Origin of the sequence: uncultured Escherichia sp., assembly GCF_948475835.1 — a bacterium.
In the GTDB taxonomy this organism is placed as follows: domain Bacteria; phylum Pseudomonadota; class Gammaproteobacteria; order Enterobacterales; family Enterobacteriaceae; genus ECMA0423.
In genome coordinates, this window is the sequence record NZ_CAOLGM010000090.1 from 1 (window position 1) to 19,456 (window position 19,456).

Here is a 19,456-nt window from a genome sequence, read left to right on the forward strand (position 1 = left end):
GGATAAAGCCCCCGCAACATTGCGCCTCACCGGATAACGCCGGCTTGATGTAGATACTACGTCTCAATTCATCTTCACTTCATCCCTGAAATGTTTGCAATGAAGAGTACATTCCGGCTTTTCAACAGCTGTTGCAGTGGTTTCGTGCAGGTTGTGGTACAGGCTCGCAATTCTGATTAACGAGCTGTCCAGGTAGTATGAAGAAATACAATAAGCAGGAATTTATCTTATCTCCCCCGATTTCCGTCATCGGAGGAGATATAACTGTCAGGCAAATATCGTCATCAAATAGGCGGCAAACAGTGCCAGATGCGCTGCGCCATTGAGCACGTTAGTACGTCCGGTGGAGAAGGAGATATGGCACAGCACTAAAGAGGCCACCATCACCACCATTTCTGGCGCACCAAGTGCAAACTGTAATTCGTTACCCGTCATAAAGGCAATTAGCGTGACGACAGGTACGGTAAGCGAAATGGTTGCTAACACTGAACCAAAGAACAGATTCATCGCGCGCTGGACCTGGTTGTTCAACACTGCTTTTAACGCACCTAAACCTTCCGGCGACAGAATCAACAGAGCCACCAGGAAGCCAGTAAAGGCGACAGGGGCATTCATGCTGTCGAGCAATGTCTCCAGCGGGCTGGCATTCATTTTGGTGACTGCAATAACGGCAATCAGATGGATAATCAACCAGATAGCATGCCACACGCTGCTATGGGCAGACGGTTTACCGTGATGCGGGTCGTCGTCATCACTGTCATCTTCGTGCTCGTAGACAAACAAACTTTGATGCGTTTTGGTCTGGATCAGCAAAAATACGCCATACATTGCCGCAGAAATTAATGCTACCAGTAACGCCTGACCGGTTGAAAAATTCGCCGCAGGCAGAGCCATTGGAAATACCAGTACGATTATCGCCAGGGGGAACAGCGCAATTAAATACTGCTTGATACCAAACAGATTCATATATTGGGTGGCAAACTTACGACCGCCCAACAATAATGAAAAGCCAACCAGCCCACCGGTAACAATCATAATGATTGAATAGAGCGTATCACGCATTAGCGTTGGCGCGGCGTCGCCGGTTGCCATTAAAGCTGAAATCAAACTGACTTCAAGAATAACCACTGAAAGGCTAAGAATAAGCGAACCGTAAGGTTCTCCCAGGCGATGGGCTAATACGTCCGCATGACGGACAACACTAAAGGCGCTACTTAAAATACCAATAAGCGCAAGAAGATTGATGGCAATGACCACTGGTAGTGTCTGGCTGCTTCCCCACAGGAACAGCACTACCAGCGCCAGAACCGGGAAAATAAGCGAAGTCTCCTTGTGGCGGGTTTTTACCGCCTCTTGAGCATTTGACATTATGGTTATCCCTTTGCAGATGAATTTATCGAAAATGTAAAAAATAGGTAGGGAAAATAACAGAAAGTGTCTGGATATCGGTAACATTTTACGAATTTTTACCCCGCTGTCGATTTTTTACTCATTGGGGCATAAAAATAAGTATTACGTTTAGACAATGTTTGTTTTAGCGTTTCTTAAGAAGAGTCTGACATGAAAATTCTTATGTTTTGGCAAGAGTAGATATTGTTGACCACACTTAATGTTCAACTTTGTAAAAGGAGTCAACGATGCCGTATAAAACGAAAAGCGATCTGCCGGAAAGCGTAAAGCACGTTCTACCGTCTCATGCCCAGGATATCTATAAAGAAGCGTTCAACAGCGCATGGGATCAATATAAAGATAAAGACGATCGGCGTGATGACGCCAGTCGCGAAGAAACCGCGCATAAAGTGGCCTGGGCTGCTGTGAAGCATGAATATGCCAAAGGGGATGATGATAAATGGCATAAAAAATCGTAAAACCGGTAGCTTAGTTAAAGCTATTCGTGCGGTGTTGCCTTGCAAGTGGTCCGTGGATTGCATATTGTCCCGTTAGTGGTTTCAAAATGAGCAGTAAAAATGTCCGGAAGACACCAAAAAGTTGTCGCAGGGAAGTATGCAGTGGCGGAGGTGTAAGGTGATAACGCGTGATTTCTTGATGAATGCCGATTGTAAAACGGCATTTGGTGCCATTGAAGAATCACTCTTATGGTCAGCAGAACAACGGGCGGCTTCGCTGGCGGCGACGCTGGCTTGTCGACCTGATGAGGAACCGGTGTGGATCTTCGGCTATGGATCGTTGATGTGGAATCCGGCACTGGAGTTTACCGAATCGTGCACCGGTACACTGGTTGGATGGCATCGCGCATTTTGCCTGCGCCTGACCGCCGGGCGCGGGACTGCGCACCAGCCGGGACGGATGCTTGCACTGAAAGAGGGCGGACGCACCACAGGCGTCGCCTATCGACTGCCAGAAGAGACGCTGGAGCAGGAACTAACCTTGTTGTGGAAGCGAGAGATGATTACCGGCTGTTATCTGCCAACCTGGTGTCAGCTTGATCTTGATGATGGACGCACAGTAAACCCCATTGTGTTTATTATGGATCCGCGACATCCAGAATATGAATCTGATACTCGCGCTCAGGTCATCGCGCCGTTGATTGCGGCGGCGAGCGGTCCGCTGGGAACCAACGCACAATACCTGTTTTCACTGGAACAGGAGCTTATCAAACTGGGAATGCAGGACGATGGGCTGAATGATTTGCTGGTATCGGTAAAAAAACTGCTGGCGGAGAATTTTCCGGATGGTGTGTTACGTCCGGGATTCGCCTGAGTAAACTTCCCGCATAGTGGGGCGTCAGACGCCCCCTCAAACATTAAAATGTGAGCACTTTATCGGCTGACAGCGTCCATTGCGCCAGTTCCACAAGAGTACCGATTTCCACCCCATCAATCAGAGGAAGTGTACTAATCCCGCGCCCGTCGGTACAGGTTTTGCACAATTTCACCGGTACATTCTGAGCGGTAAGGATCTCCAGCATTTGCTGAATGTTGTAGCCTTCCCCTGGTTTTTGCCCGCGCAACCCGGCTGTGACCGCATCAGACATGAGGAACAGACGCAGATCCAGATTGCTCTCCTGCTCTCGTAACGCAATGGCCAGCCGCAAGCTGTTAAACAAGGATTCGCTCCCGTAAGGTGCGCCATTGGCAACGATCACGATTTTTTGCATTATTTACTCCTGTATTCAGGGAATTAGACACTCATCTTCTATCTTACTGCTTCTGCAGCGTCTGACCAATCGGTCACATTTTTAAGGATTTTCCTGAAAGCGCGAGAAAATACGACAAAAGTTGCCAGTAATCGTTATTCTTTAAGGCTATGGTTTTTCATTATTACCGGAAGTTACCGACGTTTTGAGCCGTTTCGTTCCTCGCATTATCCCGTTTTATTTACTCTTGCTTGTAGCAGGCGGTACAGCTAACGCACAATCTACCTTCGAGCAAAAAGCGGCAAATCCCTTTGATAATAACAATGATGGTCTGCCGGATTTAGGCATGGCTCCCGAAAATCATGATGGGGAAAAACACTTTGCTGAAATTGTGAAAGATTTCGGCGAAACCAGTATGAATGATAACGGGCTGGATACTGGCGAGCAGGCAAAAGCTTTCGCATTGGGAAAAGTCCGCGACGCGCTTAGTCAACAGGTTAATCAGCACGTAGAGTCCTGGCTATCACCGTGGGGAAATGCCAGTGTTGACGTCAAAGTGGATAACGAAGGACATTTCACCGGCAGTCGTGGAAGCTGGTTTGTGCCGTTACAAGATAATGATCGTTATCTCACCTGGAGCCAGCTTGGTCTTACTCAGCAGGATGATGGGTTGGTGAGCAATGTGGGCGTTGGGCAACGCTGGGCGCGCGGCAACTGGCTGGTGGGTTATAACACTTTTTATGACAACTTGCTGGACGAAAATCTTCAGCGAGCGGGCTTTGGTGCCGAAGCGTGGGGCGAATATTTGCGACTATCGGCAAACTTTTATCAGCCGTTTGCTGCATGGCATGAACAGACAGCCACGCAGGAACAACGGATGGCGCGCGGGTATGACCTGACAGCCCGGATGCGCATGCCGTTCTATCAACACCTCAATACCAGTGTCAGCGTAGAACAGTATTTTGGTGATCGTGTTGATTTGTTTAACTCTGGTACGGGTTATCACAATCCCGTCGCGTTGAGTCTGGGATTAAATTACACCCCTGTGCCATTAGTCACTGTGACGGCCCAGCATAAACAGGGTGAAAGTGGCGAGAATCAAAATAACCTCGGGCTGAATCTTAATTACCGCTTTGGTGTACCGCTCAAAAAACAACTTTCTGCGGGTGAGGTTGCCGAAAGTCAGTCGTTACGTGGTAGTCGCTATGACAATCCGCAGCGAAATAATCTACCGACTCTTGAGTACCGACAGCGAAAAACGTTAACGGTGTTTCTGGCGACACCGCCGTGGGATCTAAAACCTGGCGAAACAGTGCCGCTGAAATTACAAATCCGCAGTCGTTACGGTATTCGGCAACTGATTTGGCAGGGCGATACGCAGATATTAAGTTTGACGCCGGGCGCACAAGCCAACAGCGCGGAGGGCTGGACGCTGATCATGCCTGACTGGCAGAACGGGGAAAGGGCGAGCAATCACTGGCGATTGTCTGTGGTGGTGGAAGATAACCAGGGGCAGCGTGTCTCCTCCAATGAGATCACGCTAACGCTTGTCGAACCGTTCGATGCATTGTCAAACGACGAACTGCGCTGGGAACCGTAATCAGAAAATGCGCTCCTGATGCACCCATACCGCTGCTTCCACGCGAGACTTGAGCTTCATTTTCTTCAGCATGTGCTTGACGTGCACTTTTACTGTGCTTTCGGTGATGTCCAGGCGGCGGGCAATCATCTTGTTCGGCAAACCCTGGGCAATCAGCTTGAGAATATCGCGCTCGCGTGGGGTTAACTGGTTAACATCGCGCTCAGTAGTGGCACGGTTAGCACGCAAGCTGGCGGCCAGAACAGGCGTTAATGCTTCGCTTAATACCATTTCGCCAGCAGCTGCCTGATGCAATGCTTTCAGCAGATCTTCCGGTTCCATATCTTTTAACAGATAGCCATCCGCGCCGCGTTTCAGTGCGGTGACCACATCTTCTTCATGGTTAGAGACGCTGAATACCACAATGCGCCCTGAGAGGGACTTTTCGCGCAGTTTATCCAGCGTTTCCAGACCGTTCATGCCGGGCATATTGAGATCTAACAGGATTAGATCGGGATCAAGAGACTCCGCCAGTTCAATACCCTGTTCGCCATTACTCGCTTCGCCAACCACGGTGATATCTGGTGCCATACTGATAAGCTGTTTTACGCCAGTTCGCAGCATCGGGTGATCGTCAATCAGCAGGATAGTAGCCGGTTCCTGATTACTCATGGGTATCTCCTTGGACGTCTGTGAAAGTTTTTTCGGGAATAAAGGTGACCACCACTTCGGTGCCACCTGATTCACGACGGCGGACGCGGCAATCGCCTCGTAAACTTTGCGCACGGTCGCGCATTATTATCATGCCGTAGTGATTGCTGCGGATGGCATTTTCAGGCACGCCGCAGCCGTTATCCTGTACGGTCAGTTTGACCTGATTATCGTTTTGCGCCACCGTCACCACGACCTCACTCGCTTGCGAATGTTTGAGGGCGTTACTTAATGCCTCACGGGCAATTTGCAACAAGTGGATTGCCTGATGCGAAGGCACCAGACGAGGCGGCAATTGATAATCCAGCTTCACCGGGAAGCCAAATTTGGCGCTGTACTCTTCGCAACTCGCCTCCAGCGCCGGACGTAATCCAGGCTCGGTGAGCTGCAAGCGGAATGTGGTGAGCAATTCACGCAACTGCGCCCAGGATGCATTCAGTTCGTTACGGATCTGACTTAACAGTTCGCGGCTGCTTTCTGGCAGCGCATCGCCCTGCATCTGTAAACAACTCACCTGCATCTTCATACAAGAGAGAGATTGGGCAATAGAATCATGCAGTTCGCGCGCAATGGTGGCACGCTCTTCCATCACGATCAACTGTTGCTGACGTTCCTGATGGCGATCCAACGCCAGCGTGGCGGTGAGTTGTTCAACCAGGGTATCCACCAGTTGTTGTTGATCATGGCTAAGATGACGCCCCTGCGGCAGGGTCGCCAGCAAAATACCGTACTGCGTATGAGAGTCAGCCAGCCGCCACTTCAGGGTTGTGCCGCGATCGCCAACGGGTAATACGCCGCGCGGGCAGAGCTGGCAGCCTTTATCATCACAAGTCATATCTGGCTGGCAGGTAAACTCCTGATGATTCTCTTCATCATCAGTATCATAAACCCGCAGTTCGATATCACGTAGCAGGGTTAAATTCTGTAAGCCGTTGAGTACCGGTGACAGGCGTTCACACAGCGGGGCGCGGGAATGCAAACGGCGGTTAGCCTGCCATAAAAATGAGAGGATCTGATTTTTATGCTCCAGCCCGGCGGTTTTCTCCTGAACCCGCTGCTCAAGTACGGCATAACTTTCGGCCAGTTCTGCAGACATATTGTTCAACGCAGTTCCAAGCATCGCCATTTCGTTGCGCCCGCTGATGTTTGCGCGTTGGGTAAAATCGCGATGGCTGACGGCACTCGCCATTGCCAGCAGTTGCCGCCACGGTTGTAGCAGTCGCGCCCGCAACCAGATAATAGTGAACACCAGTAAAAGTGCCATAAATACCGCCATTACCCGATGGACCAGTACCACTGTCTCGATGCGCATTTCCGTGGTGCGGTCAAAACCAGATACCAGCTGATCAAGCCCGGCAACAAACTGGCTGACATCCGCTGACACCGTTTCTCGGTTTTGTGCACGCATCAGCGCAGGGATCAGTTCATTACGCCAGTAATCTTGTAAACCCTGTAATTGCGCCAGTTGTCCGTCTCGTTCTGCTGCTCGAGTCAACTCGGCGCTAAATGCCGTTTGTTCCATCTCTTTAATTAAGGGCTTGTCTTTCTCGCTTAATGGCACTGCCGCCAACAGACGGTAACTTTGCATGCGCAGCGATCCCGCTTTGTTGATCGCATGGGCGCTGCCCTGAACGCCTTGCATCAGCCAGCCAGAAACCGCCATCCCTGCCAGTCCAATAGCAGTAGAAAGCAACACAATAAGCGCAACCTGATTAACCAGGGTGAGCGGAGAGAGAGAACGTTTAAGCATGTAAACCTCTTCGTTCAGGCTTTAAATGAGCAATAACCTTAATGAATGTGACGATGCATTCTGGAATGGCAGTATTCTCGGCTATTGGCTGAAGTATACCCATACCCGGAAAGAGTTACTCCTTATTTGCCGTGTGGTTAGTCGCTTTACATCGGTAAGGGTAGGGATTTTACAGCACCGTGAAAAATCTCATAATTTTTATGAAATCACTGTACTCACTATGGGTAATGATAAATATCAATGATAGATAAAGTTATCTTATCGTTTGATTTACATCAAATAGCCTTTAGCTACAGACACTAAGGTGGCAGACATCGAAACGAGTATCAGAGGTGTCTATGAGTCACTCATCCGCCCCCGAAAGGGCTACTGGAGCTGTCATTACAGATTGGCGACCGGAAGATCCTGCGTTCTGGCAACAACGCGGTCAACGTATTGCCAGCCGCAACCTGTGGATTTCCGTTCCCTGTCTGCTGCTGGCGTTTTGCGTATGGATGTTGTTCAGCGCTGTTGCGGTGAACTTACCGAAAGTCGGTTTTAATTTTACGACCGATCAGCTATTTATGTTGACTGCGCTGCCTTCGGTTTCTGGCGCGTTATTACGTGTTCCATACTCCTTTATGGTTCCTATCTTCGGTGGTCGTCGCTGGACGGCGTTCAGCACCGGTATTCTGATTATTCCTTGCGTCTGGCTGGGTTTTGCCGTGCAGGATACTTCCACGCCTTATAGCGTCTTCATCATCATCTCTCTGCTATGCGGCTTTGCTGGCGCGAACTTCGCATCCAGTATGGCAAACATCAGCTTCTTCTTTCCGAAACAGAAGCAGGGTGGCGCGCTGGGGCTGAATGGTGGTCTGGGAAACATGGGCGTCAGCGTCATGCAGTTGGTTGCTCCGCTGGTGGTATCACTGTCGATTTTCGCAGTATTTGGTAGCCAGGGCGTCAAACAGCCGGATGGGACTGAGCTGTATCTGGCGAATGCGTCCTGGATATGGGTGCCGTTCCTTGCCATCTTCACTATTGCGGCGTGGTTTGGCATGAACGATCTTGCTACCTCGAAAGCCTCCATCAAGGAGCAGTTGCCGGTACTCAAACGGGGTCATCTGTGGATTATGAGCCTGCTGTATCTGGCAACCTTCGGCTCCTTCATCGGCTTCTCCGCGGGCTTTGCGATGCTGTCAAAAACGCAGTTCCCGGATGTTCAGATTCTGCAATACGCTTTCTTCGGGCCGTTTATTGGTGCGCTGGCGCGTTCTGCAGGTGGTGCATTATCTGACCGTCTGGGCGGAACTCGTGTCACGCTGGTGAACTTTATTCTGATGGCGATTTTCAGCGGCCTGCTGTTCCTGACCTTACCGACTGACGGGCAGGGCGGAAGCTTCATGGCGTTCTTCGCGGTCTTCCTGGCGCTGTTCCTGACAGCTGGGCTGGGTAGTGGTTCCACTTTCCAGATGATTTCAGTGATCTTCCGTAAACTGACAATGGATCGCGTGAAAGCAGAAGGGGGTTCTGACGAACGTGCGATGCGTGAAGCGGCAACCGACACGGCAGCGGCGCTGGGTTTCATCTCTGCGATTGGCGCTATTGGTGGCTTCTTTATCCCGAAAGCGTTTGGTAGCTCGCTGGCATTAACGGGTTCGCCAGTCGGCGCAATGAAGGTATTTTTGATTTTCTATATCGCCTGCGTAGTGATTACCTGGGCGGTATATGGTCGGCATTCTAAAAAATAAACCGTTACTCGTCATACTTCGGGTTACATGTGCTGCGGCTGCGTTCATTCACCCCAGTCACTTACTTTAGTAAGCTCCTGGGATTCATTCACTTGCCGCCTTCCTGTAAACCGAATTATATAGAGTAAAATATTTGATTATCCTTTGCGCGGCATGATGTCGCGCTTTTTTTATGCGTCATTTAGTTACAACATACTCATATTATAAGGCTTATTTCGCCGGATTTCATTAAGGGCCATTAATATGTTACCCATGGGGAATACTCCTTAATACCCATCTGCATAAAAATCTTAATAGTTTAAATAACTACAGGTATAAAACGTCTTAATTTACAGTCTGTTATGTGGTGGCTGTTAATTATCCTAAAGGGGTATCTTAGGAATTTACTTTATTTTTCATCCCCATCACTCTTGATCGTTATCAATTCCCACGCTGTTTCAGAGCGTTACCTTGCCCTTAAACATTAGCAATGTCGATTTATCAGAGGGCCGACAGGCTCCCACAGGAGAAAACCGATGAGTAAATTCCTGGACCGGTTTCGCTACTTCAAACAGAAGGGTGAAACCTTTGCCGATGGGCATGGCCAGCTTCTCAATACCAACCGTGACTGGGAGGATGGATATCGCCAGCGTTGGCAGCATGACAAAATCGTCCGCTCTACCCACGGGGTAAACTGCACCGGCTCCTGCAGCTGGAAAATCTACGTCAAAAACGGTCTGGTCACCTGGGAAACCCAGCAGACTGACTATCCGCGTACCCGTCCGGATCTGCCAAACCATGAACCTCGCGGCTGCCCGCGCGGTGCCAGCTACTCCTGGTATCTTTACAGCGCCAACCGCCTGAAATACCCGATGATGCGCAAACGCCTGATGAAAATGTGGCGTGAAGCGAAGGCGCTGCATAGCGATCCGGTTGAGGCATGGGCTTCTATCATTGAAGACGCCGATAAAGCGAAAAGCTTTAAGCAGGCGCGTGGACGCGGTGGTTTTGTTCGTTCTTCCTGGCAGGAAGTGAACGAACTGATCGCCGCATCTAACGTTTACACCATCAAAAACTACGGCCCGGACCGTGTCGCTGGCTTCTCGCCAATTCCGGCAATGTCGATGGTTTCTTACGCATCGGGTGCACGCTATCTCTCGCTGATTGGCGGTACTTGCTTAAGCTTCTACGACTGGTACTGCGACCTGCCTCCTGCGTCTCCGCAAACCTGGGGCGAGCAAACTGACGTACCGGAATCTGCTGACTGGTATAACTCCAGCTACATCATCGCCTGGGGTTCAAACGTGCCGCAGACGCGTACCCCGGATGCTCACTTCTTTACTGAAGTGCGTTACAAAGGCACCAAAACTGTTGCCGTCACACCAGACTACGCTGAAATCGCCAAACTGTGCGATCTGTGGCTGGCACCGAAACAGGGCACCGATGCGGCAATGGCGCTGGCGATGGGCCACGTAATGCTGCGTGAATTCCACCTCGACAACCCAAGCCAGTATTTCACCGACTATGTGCGTCGCTACACCGACATGCCGATGCTGGTGATGCTGGAAGAACGCGACGGTTACTACGCTGCAGGTCGTATGCTGCGCGCTGCTGATCTGGTTGATGCGCTGGGCCAGGAAAACAATCCGGAATGGAAAACTGTCGCCTTTAATACCAATGGCGAAATGGTTGCGCCGAACGGTTCTATTGGCTTCCGCTGGGGCGAGAAGGGCAAATGGAATCTTGAGCAGCACGACGGCAAAACTGGCGAAGAAACCGAGCTGCAACTGAGCCTGCTGGGTAGCCAGGATGAGATCGCTGAGGTAGGCTTCCCGTACTTTGGTGGCGACGGCACGGAACACTTCAACAAAGTGGAACTGGAAAACGTGCTGCTGCACAAACTGCCGGTGAAACGCCTGCAACTGGCTGATGGCAGCACCGCCCTGGTGACCACCGTTTATGATCTGACGCTGGCAAACTACGGTCTGGAACGTGGCCTGAACGACGTTAACTGTGCAACCAGCTATGACGATGTGAAAGCTTATACCCCGGCCTGGGCCGAGCAGATTACCGGCGTTTCTCGCAGCCAGATTATTCGCATCGCCCGTGAATTTGCCGATAACGCTGATAAAACGCACGGTCGTTCGATGATTATCGTCGGTGCGGGGCTGAACCACTGGTATCACCTCGATATGAACTATCGTGGTCTGATCAACATGCTGATTTTCTGCGGCTGTGTCGGTCAGAGCGGGGGCGGCTGGGCGCACTATGTAGGTCAGGAAAAACTGCGTCCGCAAACCGGCTGGCAGCCGCTGGCGTTTGCCCTTGACTGGCAGCGTCCGGCGCGTCACATGAACAGCACTTCTTATTTCTATAACCACTCCAGCCAGTGGCGTTATGAAACCGTCACGGCGGAAGAGTTGCTGTCACCGATGGCGGACAAATCCCGCTATACCGGACACTTGATCGACTTTAACGTCCGTGCGGAACGCATGGGCTGGCTGCCGTCTGCACCGCAGTTAGGCACTAACCCGCTGACTATCGCTGGCGAAGCGGAAAAAGCCGGGATGAATCCGGTGGACTATACGGTGAAATCCCTGAAAGAGGGTTCCATCCGTTTTGCGGCAGAACAACCAGAAAACGGTAAAAACCACCCGCGCAACCTGTTCATCTGGCGTTCTAACCTGCTCGGTTCTTCCGGTAAAGGTCATGAGTTTATGCTCAAGTACCTGCTGGGGACGGAGCACGGTATCCAGGGTAAAGATCTGGGGCAACAGGGCGGCGTGAAGCCGGAAGAAGTGGACTGGCAGGACAATGGTCTGGAAGGCAAGCTGGATCTGGTGGTTACGCTGGACTTCCGTCTGTCGAGCACCTGTCTCTATTCCGACATCATTTTGCCGACGGCGACCTGGTACGAAAAAGACGACATGAATACTTCGGATATGCATCCGTTTATTCACCCGCTGTCTGCGGCGGTCGATCCGGCCTGGGAAGCGAAAAGCGACTGGGAAATCTACAAAGCCATCGCGAAGAAATTCTCCGAAGTGTGCGTCGGCCATCTGGGTAAAGAAACCGACATCGTCACGCTGCCTATCCAGCATGACTCTGCCGCTGAACTGGCGCAGCCGCTGGATGTGAAAGACTGGAAAAAAGGCGAGTGCGACCTGATCCCAGGTAAAACCGCGCCACACATTATGGTCGTAGAGCGCGATTATCCGGCGACTTACGAACGCTTTACCTCTATCGGCCCGCTGATGGAGAAAATCGGTAATGGCGGTAAAGGGATTGCCTGGAACACCCAGAGCGAGATGGATCTGCTGCGTAAGCTCAACTACACCAAAGCGGAAGGTCCGGCGAAAGGCCAGCCGATGCTGAACACCGCAATTGATGCGGCAGAGATGATCCTGACACTGGCACCGGAAACCAACGGTCAGGTAGCCGTGAAAGCCTGGGCTGCCCTGAGCGAATTTACCGGTCGTGACCATACGCATCTGGCGCTGAATAAAGAAGACGAGAAGATCCGCTTCCGCGATATTCAGGCACAGCCGCGCAAAATTATCTCCAGCCCGACCTGGTCTGGTCTGGAAGATGAACACGTTTCTTACAACGCCGGTTACACCAACGTTCACGAGCTGATCCCATGGCGTACGCTCTCTGGTCGTCAGCAACTGTATCAGGATCACCAGTGGATGCGTGATTTCGGTGAAAGCCTGCTGGTTTATCGTCCGCCGATCGACACCCGTTCGGTGAAAGAAGTGATAGGCCAGAAATCCAACGGCAACCCGGAAAAAGCGCTCAACTTCCTGACGCCGCACCAGAAGTGGGGTATCCACTCCACCTACAGCGACAACCTGCTGATGCTGACTTTAGGTCGCGGTGGTCCGGTGGTCTGGTTGAGTGAAGCCGATGCCAAAGATCTGGGTATCGCCGATAACGACTGGATTGAAGTATTCAACAGCAACGGTGCTCTGACTGCCCGTGCTGTTGTCAGCCAGCGTGTTCCGGCAGGGATGACCATGATGTACCACGCGCAGGAACGTATCGTTAACCTGCCTGGTTCGGAAATTACCCAACAGCGTGGTGGTATCCATAACTCGGTCACCCGTATCACGCCGAAACCGACGCATATGATCGGCGGCTATGCCCATCTGGCATACGGCTTTAACTACTACGGCACCGTAGGTTCTAACCGCGATGAGTTTGTTGTAGTGCGTAAGATGAAGAACATTGACTGGTTAGATGGCGAAGGCAATGACCAGGTACAGGAGAGCGTAAAATGAAAATTCGTTCACAAGTCGGCATGGTGCTGAATCTCGATAAGTGCATCGGCTGCCACACCTGTTCAGTTACCTGTAAAAACGTCTGGACCAGCCGTGAAGGCGTGGAATACGCGTGGTTCAACAACGTGGAAACCAAGCCGGGTCAGGGCTTCCCGACTGACTGGGAAAACCAGGAAAAATACAAAGGCGGCTGGATCCGTAAAATCAACGGCAAACTGCAGCCGCGCATGGGTAACCGTGCCATGTTGCTGGGTAAAATCTTCGCTAACCCGCATCTGCCGGGGATCGACGATTATTACGAGCCGTTCGATTTTGACTATCAGAACCTGCATACCGCGCCGGAAGGCAGCAAATCGCAGCCGATTGCCCGTCCGCGTTCGCTGATTACCGGGGAACGGATGGCGAAAATCGAAAAAGGGCCGAACTGGGAAGATGACCTGGGTGGTGAGTTTGACAAACTGGCGAAAGACAAGAACTTCGACAACATCCAGAAGGCGATGTATAGCCAGTTCGAAAACACCTTTATGATGTATTTGCCGCGCCTGTGCGAACACTGCCTGAACCCGGCATGTGTGGCGACCTGCCCGAGCGGTGCGATTTACAAGCGTGAAGAAGATGGCATCGTCCTGATCGACCAGGATAAATGCCGTGGCTGGCGTATGTGCATCACCGGATGCCCGTACAAAAAAATCTACTTCAACTGGAAGAGCGGTAAGTCTGAGAAGTGCATCTTCTGCTATCCGCGTATTGAAGCGGGTCAGCCGACCGTGTGCTCAGAAACCTGTGTCGGTCGTATCCGTTATCTTGGCGTGCTGCTGTACGATGCCGACGCGATTGAACGTGCAGCCAGCACCGAGAACGAGAAAGATCTTTACCAGCGTCAGCTGGAGGTGTTCCTCGATCCGAACGATCCGAAAGTCATCGAGCAGGCGATTAAAGACGGTATTCCGCTGAGCGTTATTGAAGCCGCACAGCAGTCGCCGGTTTATAAAATGGCAATGGAATGGAAACTGGCGCTGCCGCTGCATCCAGAATATCGCACACTGCCGATGGTCTGGTACGTGCCGCCTCTGTCTCCGATTCAGTCTGCGGCAGACGCGGGTGAGCTGGGTAGCAACGGCATTCTGCCAGACGTCGAAAGCTTGCGTATTCCGGTACAGTATCTGGCGAATCTGCTGACCGCCGGTGATACCAAACCGGTACTGCGCGCACTGAAACGTATGCTGGCGATGCGTCATTACAAACGTGCTGAAACCGTTGACGGTAAAGTTGATACCCGTGCGCTGGAAGAGGTCGGTCTGACCGAAGCCCAGGCACAGGAGATGTACCGTTATCTGGCGATTGCTAACTACGAAGATCGCTTTGTGGTGCCGAGTAGTCATCGTGAACTGGCACGGGAAGCCTTCCCGGAGAAAAATGGCTGCGGCTTTACCTTTGGTGATGGCTGCCACGGTTCAGATACCAAATTCAATCTGTTCAACAGCCGTCGTATCGATGCCATCGATGTGACCAGCAAAACGGAGCCGCATCCATGATCGAACTCGTGATTGTATCGCGTCTCCTTGAATATCCGGATGCTGCCTTATGGCAGCATCAACAAGAGATGTTTGAGGCGATTGCTGCGTCGAAAAATCTGTCGAAAGAAGATGCCCATGCGCTGGGCATTTTCCTGCGCGATTTAACGGCGATGGATCCGCTCGATGCCCAGGCCCAGTACAGCGAACTGTTCGACCGTGGCCGCGCCACGTCACTGTTGCTATTTGAACATGTTCACGGTGAATCCCGTGACCGCGGCCAGGCGATGGTGGACCTGCTGGCGCAGTACGAGCAGCACGGCTTGCAGTTAAACAGCCGCGAATTACCGGACCATCTGCCGCTGTATCTGGAGTACCTGTCGCAGCTGCCGCAAAGCGAAGCCGTGGAAGGTTTGAAAGATATCGCGCCGATTCTGGCATTGCTGAGCGCGCGTCTGCAACAGCGTGAAAGCCGTTATGCCGTGATGTTTGATCTGCTGCTGAAATTGGCCAATACCGCTATCGACAGCGACAAAGTGGCGGAAAAAATTGCCGACGAAGCGCGCGATGATACGCCGCAGGCGCTGGATGCTGTCTGGGAAGAAGAGCAGGTTAAATTCTTTGCTGACAAAGGCTGCGGTGATTCAGCAATCACTGCTCATCAGCGTCGCTTTGCCGGTGCCGTCGCGCCGCAATATCTGAATATCACCACCGGAGGACAGCACTAATGCAATTCCTGAATATGTTCTTCTTTGATATCTACCCGTACATAGCCGGGGCGGTCTTCCTGATTGGTAGCTGGCTGCGTTATGACTACGGGCAGTACACCTGGCGCGCGGCGTCCAGCCAGATGCTGGATCGCAAAGGGATGAACCTGGCGTCGAACCTGTTCCATATCGGTATTCTGGGGATTTTTGTTGGTCACTTCTTCGGTATGCTGACGCCGCACTGGATGTATGAAGCCTGGCTGCCGATTGAAGTGAAACAGAAAATGGCGATGTTTGCTGGTGGTGCCAGCGGCGTGCTGTGTCTGATTGGCGGCGTGCTGTTGCTGAAGCGTCGTCTGTTCAGCCCACGCGTGCGTGCAACCACTACCGGAGCGGATATCCTGATCCTGTCGCTGCTCGTTATCCAGTGCGCGCTGGGCCTGTTGACCATTCCGTTCTCCGCTCAGCATATGGACGGTAGCGAGATGATGAAACTGGTTGGCTGGGCGCAGTCGGTGGTGACCTTCCACGGTGGCGCTTCTCAACACCTCGATGGTGTGGCGTTTATCTTCCGTCTGCACCTGGTGCTGGGGATGACGTTATTCCTGCTGTTCCCGTTCTCGCGTCTGGTACACATCTGGAGCGTACCGGTGGAGTATCTGACACGTAAGTACCAGCTGGTGCGCGCTCGTCACTAAGCGAATTTTAGTTCACATAGACCCTGCTTCGGCGGGGTTTTTTTATGGGCACGGTGCGGGGTGAGTTGTCGGATGCGCTTCGCTTATCCGACCTACAGGGGAGGATATTGTAGGCCCGGTAAACGTGGTGCCATCGGGCAAAATTAGCTCGGAGTAACAGGTTTTGATTATTTAAGGAAGTGATGGTGGTGGGGGAAGGATTACTCAACGCTGCGCGCTTCGCCCTTCGGGTCGTTGCCTGCGGCAACGCTCTCTCGCTGGCGCTCGAGTCGAACCTTGGTCGAGGCTTCTCATCCTTCCCCGCATGGGCAGAATATTTAATCGCGGATTCGTTTGAGAGTTCACGGACTTTTGAAAGTGATGGTGGTGGGGGAAGGATTCGAACCTTCGAAGTCGATGACGGCAGATTTACAGTCTGCTCCCTTTGGCCGCTCGGGAACCCCACCACGGGGTAATGCTTTTTACTGGCCTGCTCCCTTATCGGGAAGCGGGGCGCATCATATCAAATGACGCGCCGCTGTAAAGTGTTACGTTGAGAAAAATGAACTGGTTGCGTAATTTTCATCCGTAACGGATTAAAGGTAACCAGTTATTTTTGCTGGCGATTAAAGAATAATCGTCCGATTACCGTAAACAAAGACGCGCTGTGCCAGTACTTTGTATAGTGCACGACTTAAGACGTTTTTCTCGACGTCACGACCTGCGCGCATCATATCTTCAGCTGTGTAGGTATGATCGACATGAATAACGTCCTGCATGATGATTGGGCCTTCGTCCAGATTGTCATTCACATAGTGAGCGGTTGCGCCAATAATCTTCACACCACGTTCATAGGCCTGGTGATAAGGACGTGCGCCGATAAACGCAGGCAGGAATGAATGGTGAATATTGATGATTTTATTCGGGAAGCGTGCCACAAATTCCGGCGTTAATACCCGCATATACTTCGCCAGCACCACATAGTCAGGTTGATAAGCATCAATGGCGTCCGCCATCTTTTGATCGTGCTCGTTGCGGCTTAACCCTTCATGGCTTACCAGCTCAAACGGAATATCAAAACGCTCAACCAGAGAACGTAAAGTATCGTGGTTACCAATAACTGCCGCGATTTCGACATCCAGGCCGCCGTAATTGGCTTTCATCAACAAATCGCCAAGGCAATGCGCTTCTTTAGTGACCAGAATCACTATCCGGCGACGACCGGCAGGATTCAGCTCACGCACGGAGCCTTCTGGCAATGCGCTATCGAGATCCGCCAGCAGGGTGGAATCATTAAAAATCCCTTCCAGTTCCGTGCGCATAAAAAAGCGCCCGGTACGGTGATCAACAAATTCATTGTTCTGTACGATATTTAACTCGTGCTTGTAGCAAATATTGGTAATACGTGCGATCAGACCTTTTTGGTCCGGACAAATAGTACGCAGAACTTTACGTTGGAGTGAATGCATTGCTGGAAAAACCTTGTTGAGAGTGTTTGCTAAACCGTACCGTCAACCATTATTGGCCGCAGCACTTTTTAAATTTTTTACCTGAACCACAAGGGCAGGGATCGTTGCGACCAAACTGCGGACGTGTACCGTCAATATAGTACCATTGACCGTTTTCTTTCAAAAATCGCGAACGTTCAATTATTGCACCTGTTTTACCACCTTCGGTAAATCGAGCAACAAAACTGACAAATCCGATATTGTCGGCGTCCTGCCAACAATGTTCAAATACGGTCAATCCCAACCATTCAGTATGCGCAAATCCGGCCATCAATTCGGCACGTAACGCCGCTGCTCCACAAGAGGGATGCCAGGTCTTTATTAAATAATCTGCGTCTTGCATCACAAAAGCGCAGTAACGCGAACGCATGAGATGTTCTGGATCAGGTGCAACCTTTTCACCAGACACATAAGGGTGGCAACATAGGCTATACTCGACAGCACTACCACAGGGACAAAGCTGAGACACAAATAATCTCCCTGGAAACAATAACGGCGTATTAACCGCCTGAGTAGCACTATGTTAACCGAGCAGTAGCGATGTGGCTACGATTGCATTCCAGGGGAATCTTGCGGGAATAATGAGAAAGATAAAAATAGGGCTGGCGCTGGGATCTGGCGCGGCGAGAGGTTGGTCGCATATTGGCGTTATTAATGCGCTAAAAAAAGTGGGTATTGAAATTGATATCGTTGCAGGATGTTCAATTGGTTCGCTGGTGGGCGCTGCCTATGCATGCGATCGATTATCTGCGCTGGAAGATTGGGTGACCTCTTTCAGTTATTGGGATGTTTTACGCCTGATGGATCTCTCCTGGCAGCGCGGTGGGTTACTGCGCGGCGAGCGTGTCTTCAATCAATACCGCGAAATAATGCCGGAAACAGAGATCGAAAATTGTTCCCGTCGCTTTGCGGCTGTTGCCACCAATTTAAGTACGGGACGTGAATTATGGTTTACTGAAGGCGATCTCCATCTTGCTATTCGCGCATCATGCAGTATTCCAGGACTCATGGCACCTGTTGCACATAACGGCTACTGGCTGGTTGATGGAGCAGTCGTTAACCCAATTCCTATTTCCCTCACGCGTGCATTGGGGGCTGATATTGTGATAGCGGTTGACCTGCAGCACGATGCTCATTTGATGCAACAAGATTTGCTCTCCTTTAATGTCAGTGAAGAAAATAGCGAGAATGGTGATTCTCTGCCGTGGCATGCGCGTCTGAAAGAAAGGTTAGGCAGCATAACGACACGTCGGGCGGTGACAGCACCAACGGCAACAGAGATTATGACCACTTCTATCCAGGTGCTGGAGAACCGCCTTAAAAGGAACCGCATGGCAGGTGATCCGCCCGATATTCTGATTCAACCTGTTTGCCCGCAAATATCTACGCTTGATTTCCATCGCGCGCACGCTGCCATTGCGGCCGGACAGCTGGCAGTGGAAAAGAAAATGGACGAACTTTTGCCGTTGGTACGCACCAACATTTGACCAGAATTTTTATCTACACTTAAGTTAATTCTGACAGGCGCAGGTGGCAATAGCATGCCACTATTGAGTAAAGCCAGTCAGGGGAGAGAACATGACGCAGCCATTGGTCGGAAAACAGATTCTCATTGTTGAAGATGAGCAGGTATTTCGCTCGCTTCTGGATTCATGGTTTTCCTCATTGGGAGCGACAACGGTACTGGCGGCTGATGGGGTGGATGCCCTTGAGTTGCTGGGAGGTTTCACTCCAGACCTGATGATATGTGATATCGCGATGCCACGAATGAACGGGCTTAAACTGCTGGAGCATATACGTAACAGAGGCGACCAGACCCCAGTTCTGGTGATATCTGCCACTGAAAATATGGCAGATATTGCCAAAGCGTTACGTCTGGGCGTTGAAGATGTTTTGCTGAAACCAGTTAAAGATCTGAATCGCT

General features: G+C 51.3%; 16 protein-coding genes, 1 tRNA gene and 1 other RNA gene. 10 read left to right on the forward strand and 8 right to left on the reverse strand.

Going from position 1 to position 19,456, the window contains the following annotated elements:
* Positions 1-267: 267 nt before the first annotated feature.
* A complete protein-coding gene (chaA, locus tag QZF50_RS16510) occupies positions 268-1,368 on the reverse strand; it encodes a sodium-potassium/proton antiporter ChaA (protein ID WP_001295620.1) in 1,101 nt (366 codons plus the stop codon).
* A 269-nt stretch (positions 1,369-1,637) separates the two neighbouring features.
* Here chaA and chaB point away from each other — a divergent pair, with 269 nt between their 5' ends.
* The gene (gene chaB, locus QZF50_RS16515) at positions 1,638-1,868 is read left to right on the forward strand and encodes a putative cation transport regulator ChaB (RefSeq protein WP_001146442.1); all 231 of its coding nucleotides are present in this window, start codon (positions 1,638-1,640) and stop codon (positions 1,866-1,868) included.
* Between the two features lie 157 nt (positions 1,869-2,025).
* Positions 2,026-2,721, forward strand: coding sequence for a glutathione-specific gamma-glutamylcyclotransferase (chaC, locus tag QZF50_RS16520; RefSeq protein ID WP_001471473.1), 696 nt, complete (start codon positions 2,026-2,028; stop codon positions 2,719-2,721).
* 43 nt (positions 2,722-2,764) lie between these two features.
* Here chaC and ychN read toward each other — a convergent pair whose 3' ends face one another.
* Entirely contained in the window at positions 2,765-3,118 is a 354-nt protein-coding gene (ychN, locus tag QZF50_RS16525; protein WP_001169669.1) for a DsrE/F sulfur relay family protein YchN, read from the reverse strand.
* 184 nt (positions 3,119-3,302) lie between these two features.
* Here ychN and ychO point away from each other — a divergent pair, with 184 nt between their 5' ends.
* Positions 3,303-4,697: an inverse autotransporter invasin YchO gene (gene ychO, locus QZF50_RS16530; protein ID WP_000086213.1), complete on the forward strand. Its 1,395-nt coding sequence runs from the start codon at positions 3,303-3,305 to the stop codon at positions 4,695-4,697.
* On the opposite strand, the gene narL is transcribed toward ychO, so the two are convergent.
* Together narL and narX are read right to left on the reverse strand one after the other, a co-directional pair.
* On the reverse strand, positions 4,698-5,348 hold the full coding sequence (gene narL / locus QZF50_RS16535) for a two-component system response regulator NarL (RefSeq protein ID WP_000070491.1): 651 nt from the start codon (positions 5,346-5,348) through the stop codon (positions 4,698-4,700).
* The gene (gene narX, locus QZF50_RS16540; RefSeq protein ID WP_290388920.1) at positions 5,341-7,137 is read right to left on the reverse strand and encodes a nitrate/nitrite two-component system sensor histidine kinase NarX; all 1,797 of its coding nucleotides are present in this window, start codon (positions 7,135-7,137) and stop codon (positions 5,341-5,343) included. Before narX ends, narL begins: the two co-directional genes overlap by 8 nt.
* A gap of 338 nt (positions 7,138-7,475) precedes the next feature.
* On the opposite strand from narX, the gene narK reads away from it, so the two are divergent.
* From narK to narI, 5 genes are all read left to right on the forward strand, one after another.
* The gene (narK, locus tag QZF50_RS16545; protein ID WP_000019827.1) at positions 7,476-8,867 is read left to right on the forward strand and encodes a nitrate transporter NarK; all 1,392 of its coding nucleotides are present in this window, start codon (positions 7,476-7,478) and stop codon (positions 8,865-8,867) included.
* Positions 8,868-9,382: 515 nt separating this feature from the next.
* The gene (locus tag QZF50_RS16550; protein WP_061892262.1) at positions 9,383-13,126 is read left to right on the forward strand and encodes a nitrate reductase subunit alpha; all 3,744 of its coding nucleotides are present in this window, start codon (positions 9,383-9,385) and stop codon (positions 13,124-13,126) included.
* On the forward strand, positions 13,123-14,661 hold the full coding sequence (gene narH / locus QZF50_RS16555) for a nitrate reductase subunit beta (RefSeq protein ID WP_000702660.1): 1,539 nt from the start codon (positions 13,123-13,125) through the stop codon (positions 14,659-14,661). Before QZF50_RS16550 ends, narH begins: the two co-directional genes overlap by 4 nt.
* Entirely contained in the window at positions 14,658-15,368 is a 711-nt protein-coding gene (gene narJ / locus QZF50_RS16560; RefSeq protein WP_000571699.1) for a nitrate reductase molybdenum cofactor assembly chaperone, read from the forward strand. The genes narH and narJ overlap by 4 nt, the downstream gene beginning before the upstream one ends.
* Complete coding sequence (narI, locus tag QZF50_RS16565; RefSeq protein WP_001160110.1) at positions 15,368-16,045, forward strand: respiratory nitrate reductase subunit gamma; 678 nt, start codon at positions 15,368-15,370, stop codon at positions 16,043-16,045. The genes narJ and narI overlap by 1 nt, the downstream gene beginning before the upstream one ends.
* Before the next feature lie 183 nt (positions 16,046-16,228).
* On the opposite strand, the gene QZF50_RS16570 is transcribed toward narI, so the two are convergent.
* The 4 genes from QZF50_RS16570 to QZF50_RS16585 all read right to left on the reverse strand — a co-directional run bounded on the left by QZF50_RS16570 (position 16,229) and on the right by QZF50_RS16585 (position 18,001).
* Positions 16,229-16,360: non-coding RNA, RtT sRNA (locus QZF50_RS16570), on the reverse strand.
* A 46-nt stretch (positions 16,361-16,406) separates the two neighbouring features.
* Positions 16,407-16,491, reverse strand: a tRNA-Tyr gene (locus QZF50_RS16575).
* 159 nt (positions 16,492-16,650) lie between these two features.
* Positions 16,651-17,493, reverse strand: coding sequence for a formyltetrahydrofolate deformylase (gene purU / locus QZF50_RS16580; RefSeq protein WP_000555849.1), 843 nt, complete (start codon positions 17,491-17,493; stop codon positions 16,651-16,653).
* A gap of 49 nt (positions 17,494-17,542) precedes the next feature.
* Complete coding sequence (locus tag QZF50_RS16585) at positions 17,543-18,001, reverse strand: YchJ family protein (protein WP_001307143.1); 459 nt, start codon at positions 17,999-18,001, stop codon at positions 17,543-17,545.
* Between the two features lie 112 nt (positions 18,002-18,113).
* On the opposite strand from QZF50_RS16585, the gene rssA reads away from it, so the two are divergent.
* Positions 18,114-19,019 (forward strand): patatin-like phospholipase RssA, encoded by a 906-nt coding sequence (rssA, locus tag QZF50_RS16590; RefSeq protein ID WP_001226476.1) that lies wholly within the window; start codon positions 18,114-18,116, stop codon positions 19,017-19,019.
* Between the two features lie 91 nt (positions 19,020-19,110).
* The coding region (locus QZF50_RS16595; protein ID WP_290388921.1) for a response regulator at positions 19,111-19,456 on the forward strand (346 nt) is incomplete at its 3' end.

What these genes read in the sequence shown, in the direction of transcription:
- chaA (WP_001295620.1), bottom strand. Translation starts at nt 1,368, where the DNA reads ATGTCAAATGCTCAAGAGGCGGTAAAAACCCGCCACAAGGAGACTTCG.
- chaB (WP_001146442.1), top strand. Translation starts at nt 1,638, where the DNA reads ATGCCGTATAAAACGAAAAGCGATCTGCCGGAAAGCGTAAAGCACGTT.
- ychN (WP_001169669.1), bottom strand. Translation starts at nt 3,118, where the DNA reads ATGCAAAAAATCGTGATCGTTGCCAATGGCGCACCTTACGGGAGCGAA.
- narL (WP_000070491.1), bottom strand. Translation starts at nt 5,348, where the DNA reads ATGAGTAATCAGGAACCGGCTACTATCCTGCTGATTGACGATCACCCG.
- narX (WP_290388920.1), bottom strand. Translation starts at nt 7,137, where the DNA reads ATGCTTAAACGTTCTCTCTCTCCGCTCACCCTGGTTAATCAGGTTGCG.
- narK (WP_000019827.1), top strand. Translation starts at nt 7,476, where the DNA reads ATGAGTCACTCATCCGCCCCCGAAAGGGCTACTGGAGCTGTCATTACA.
- QZF50_RS16550 (WP_061892262.1), top strand. Translation starts at nt 9,383, where the DNA reads ATGAGTAAATTCCTGGACCGGTTTCGCTACTTCAAACAGAAGGGTGAA.
- narH (WP_000702660.1), top strand. Translation starts at nt 13,123, where the DNA reads ATGAAAATTCGTTCACAAGTCGGCATGGTGCTGAATCTCGATAAGTGC.
- narJ (WP_000571699.1), top strand. Translation starts at nt 14,658, where the DNA reads ATGATCGAACTCGTGATTGTATCGCGTCTCCTTGAATATCCGGATGCT.
- narI (WP_001160110.1), top strand. Translation starts at nt 15,368, where the DNA reads ATGCAATTCCTGAATATGTTCTTCTTTGATATCTACCCGTACATAGCC.
- purU (WP_000555849.1), bottom strand. Translation starts at nt 17,493, where the DNA reads ATGCATTCACTCCAACGTAAAGTTCTGCGTACTATTTGTCCGGACCAA.
- rssA (WP_001226476.1), top strand. Translation starts at nt 18,114, where the DNA reads ATGAGAAAGATAAAAATAGGGCTGGCGCTGGGATCTGGCGCGGCGAGA.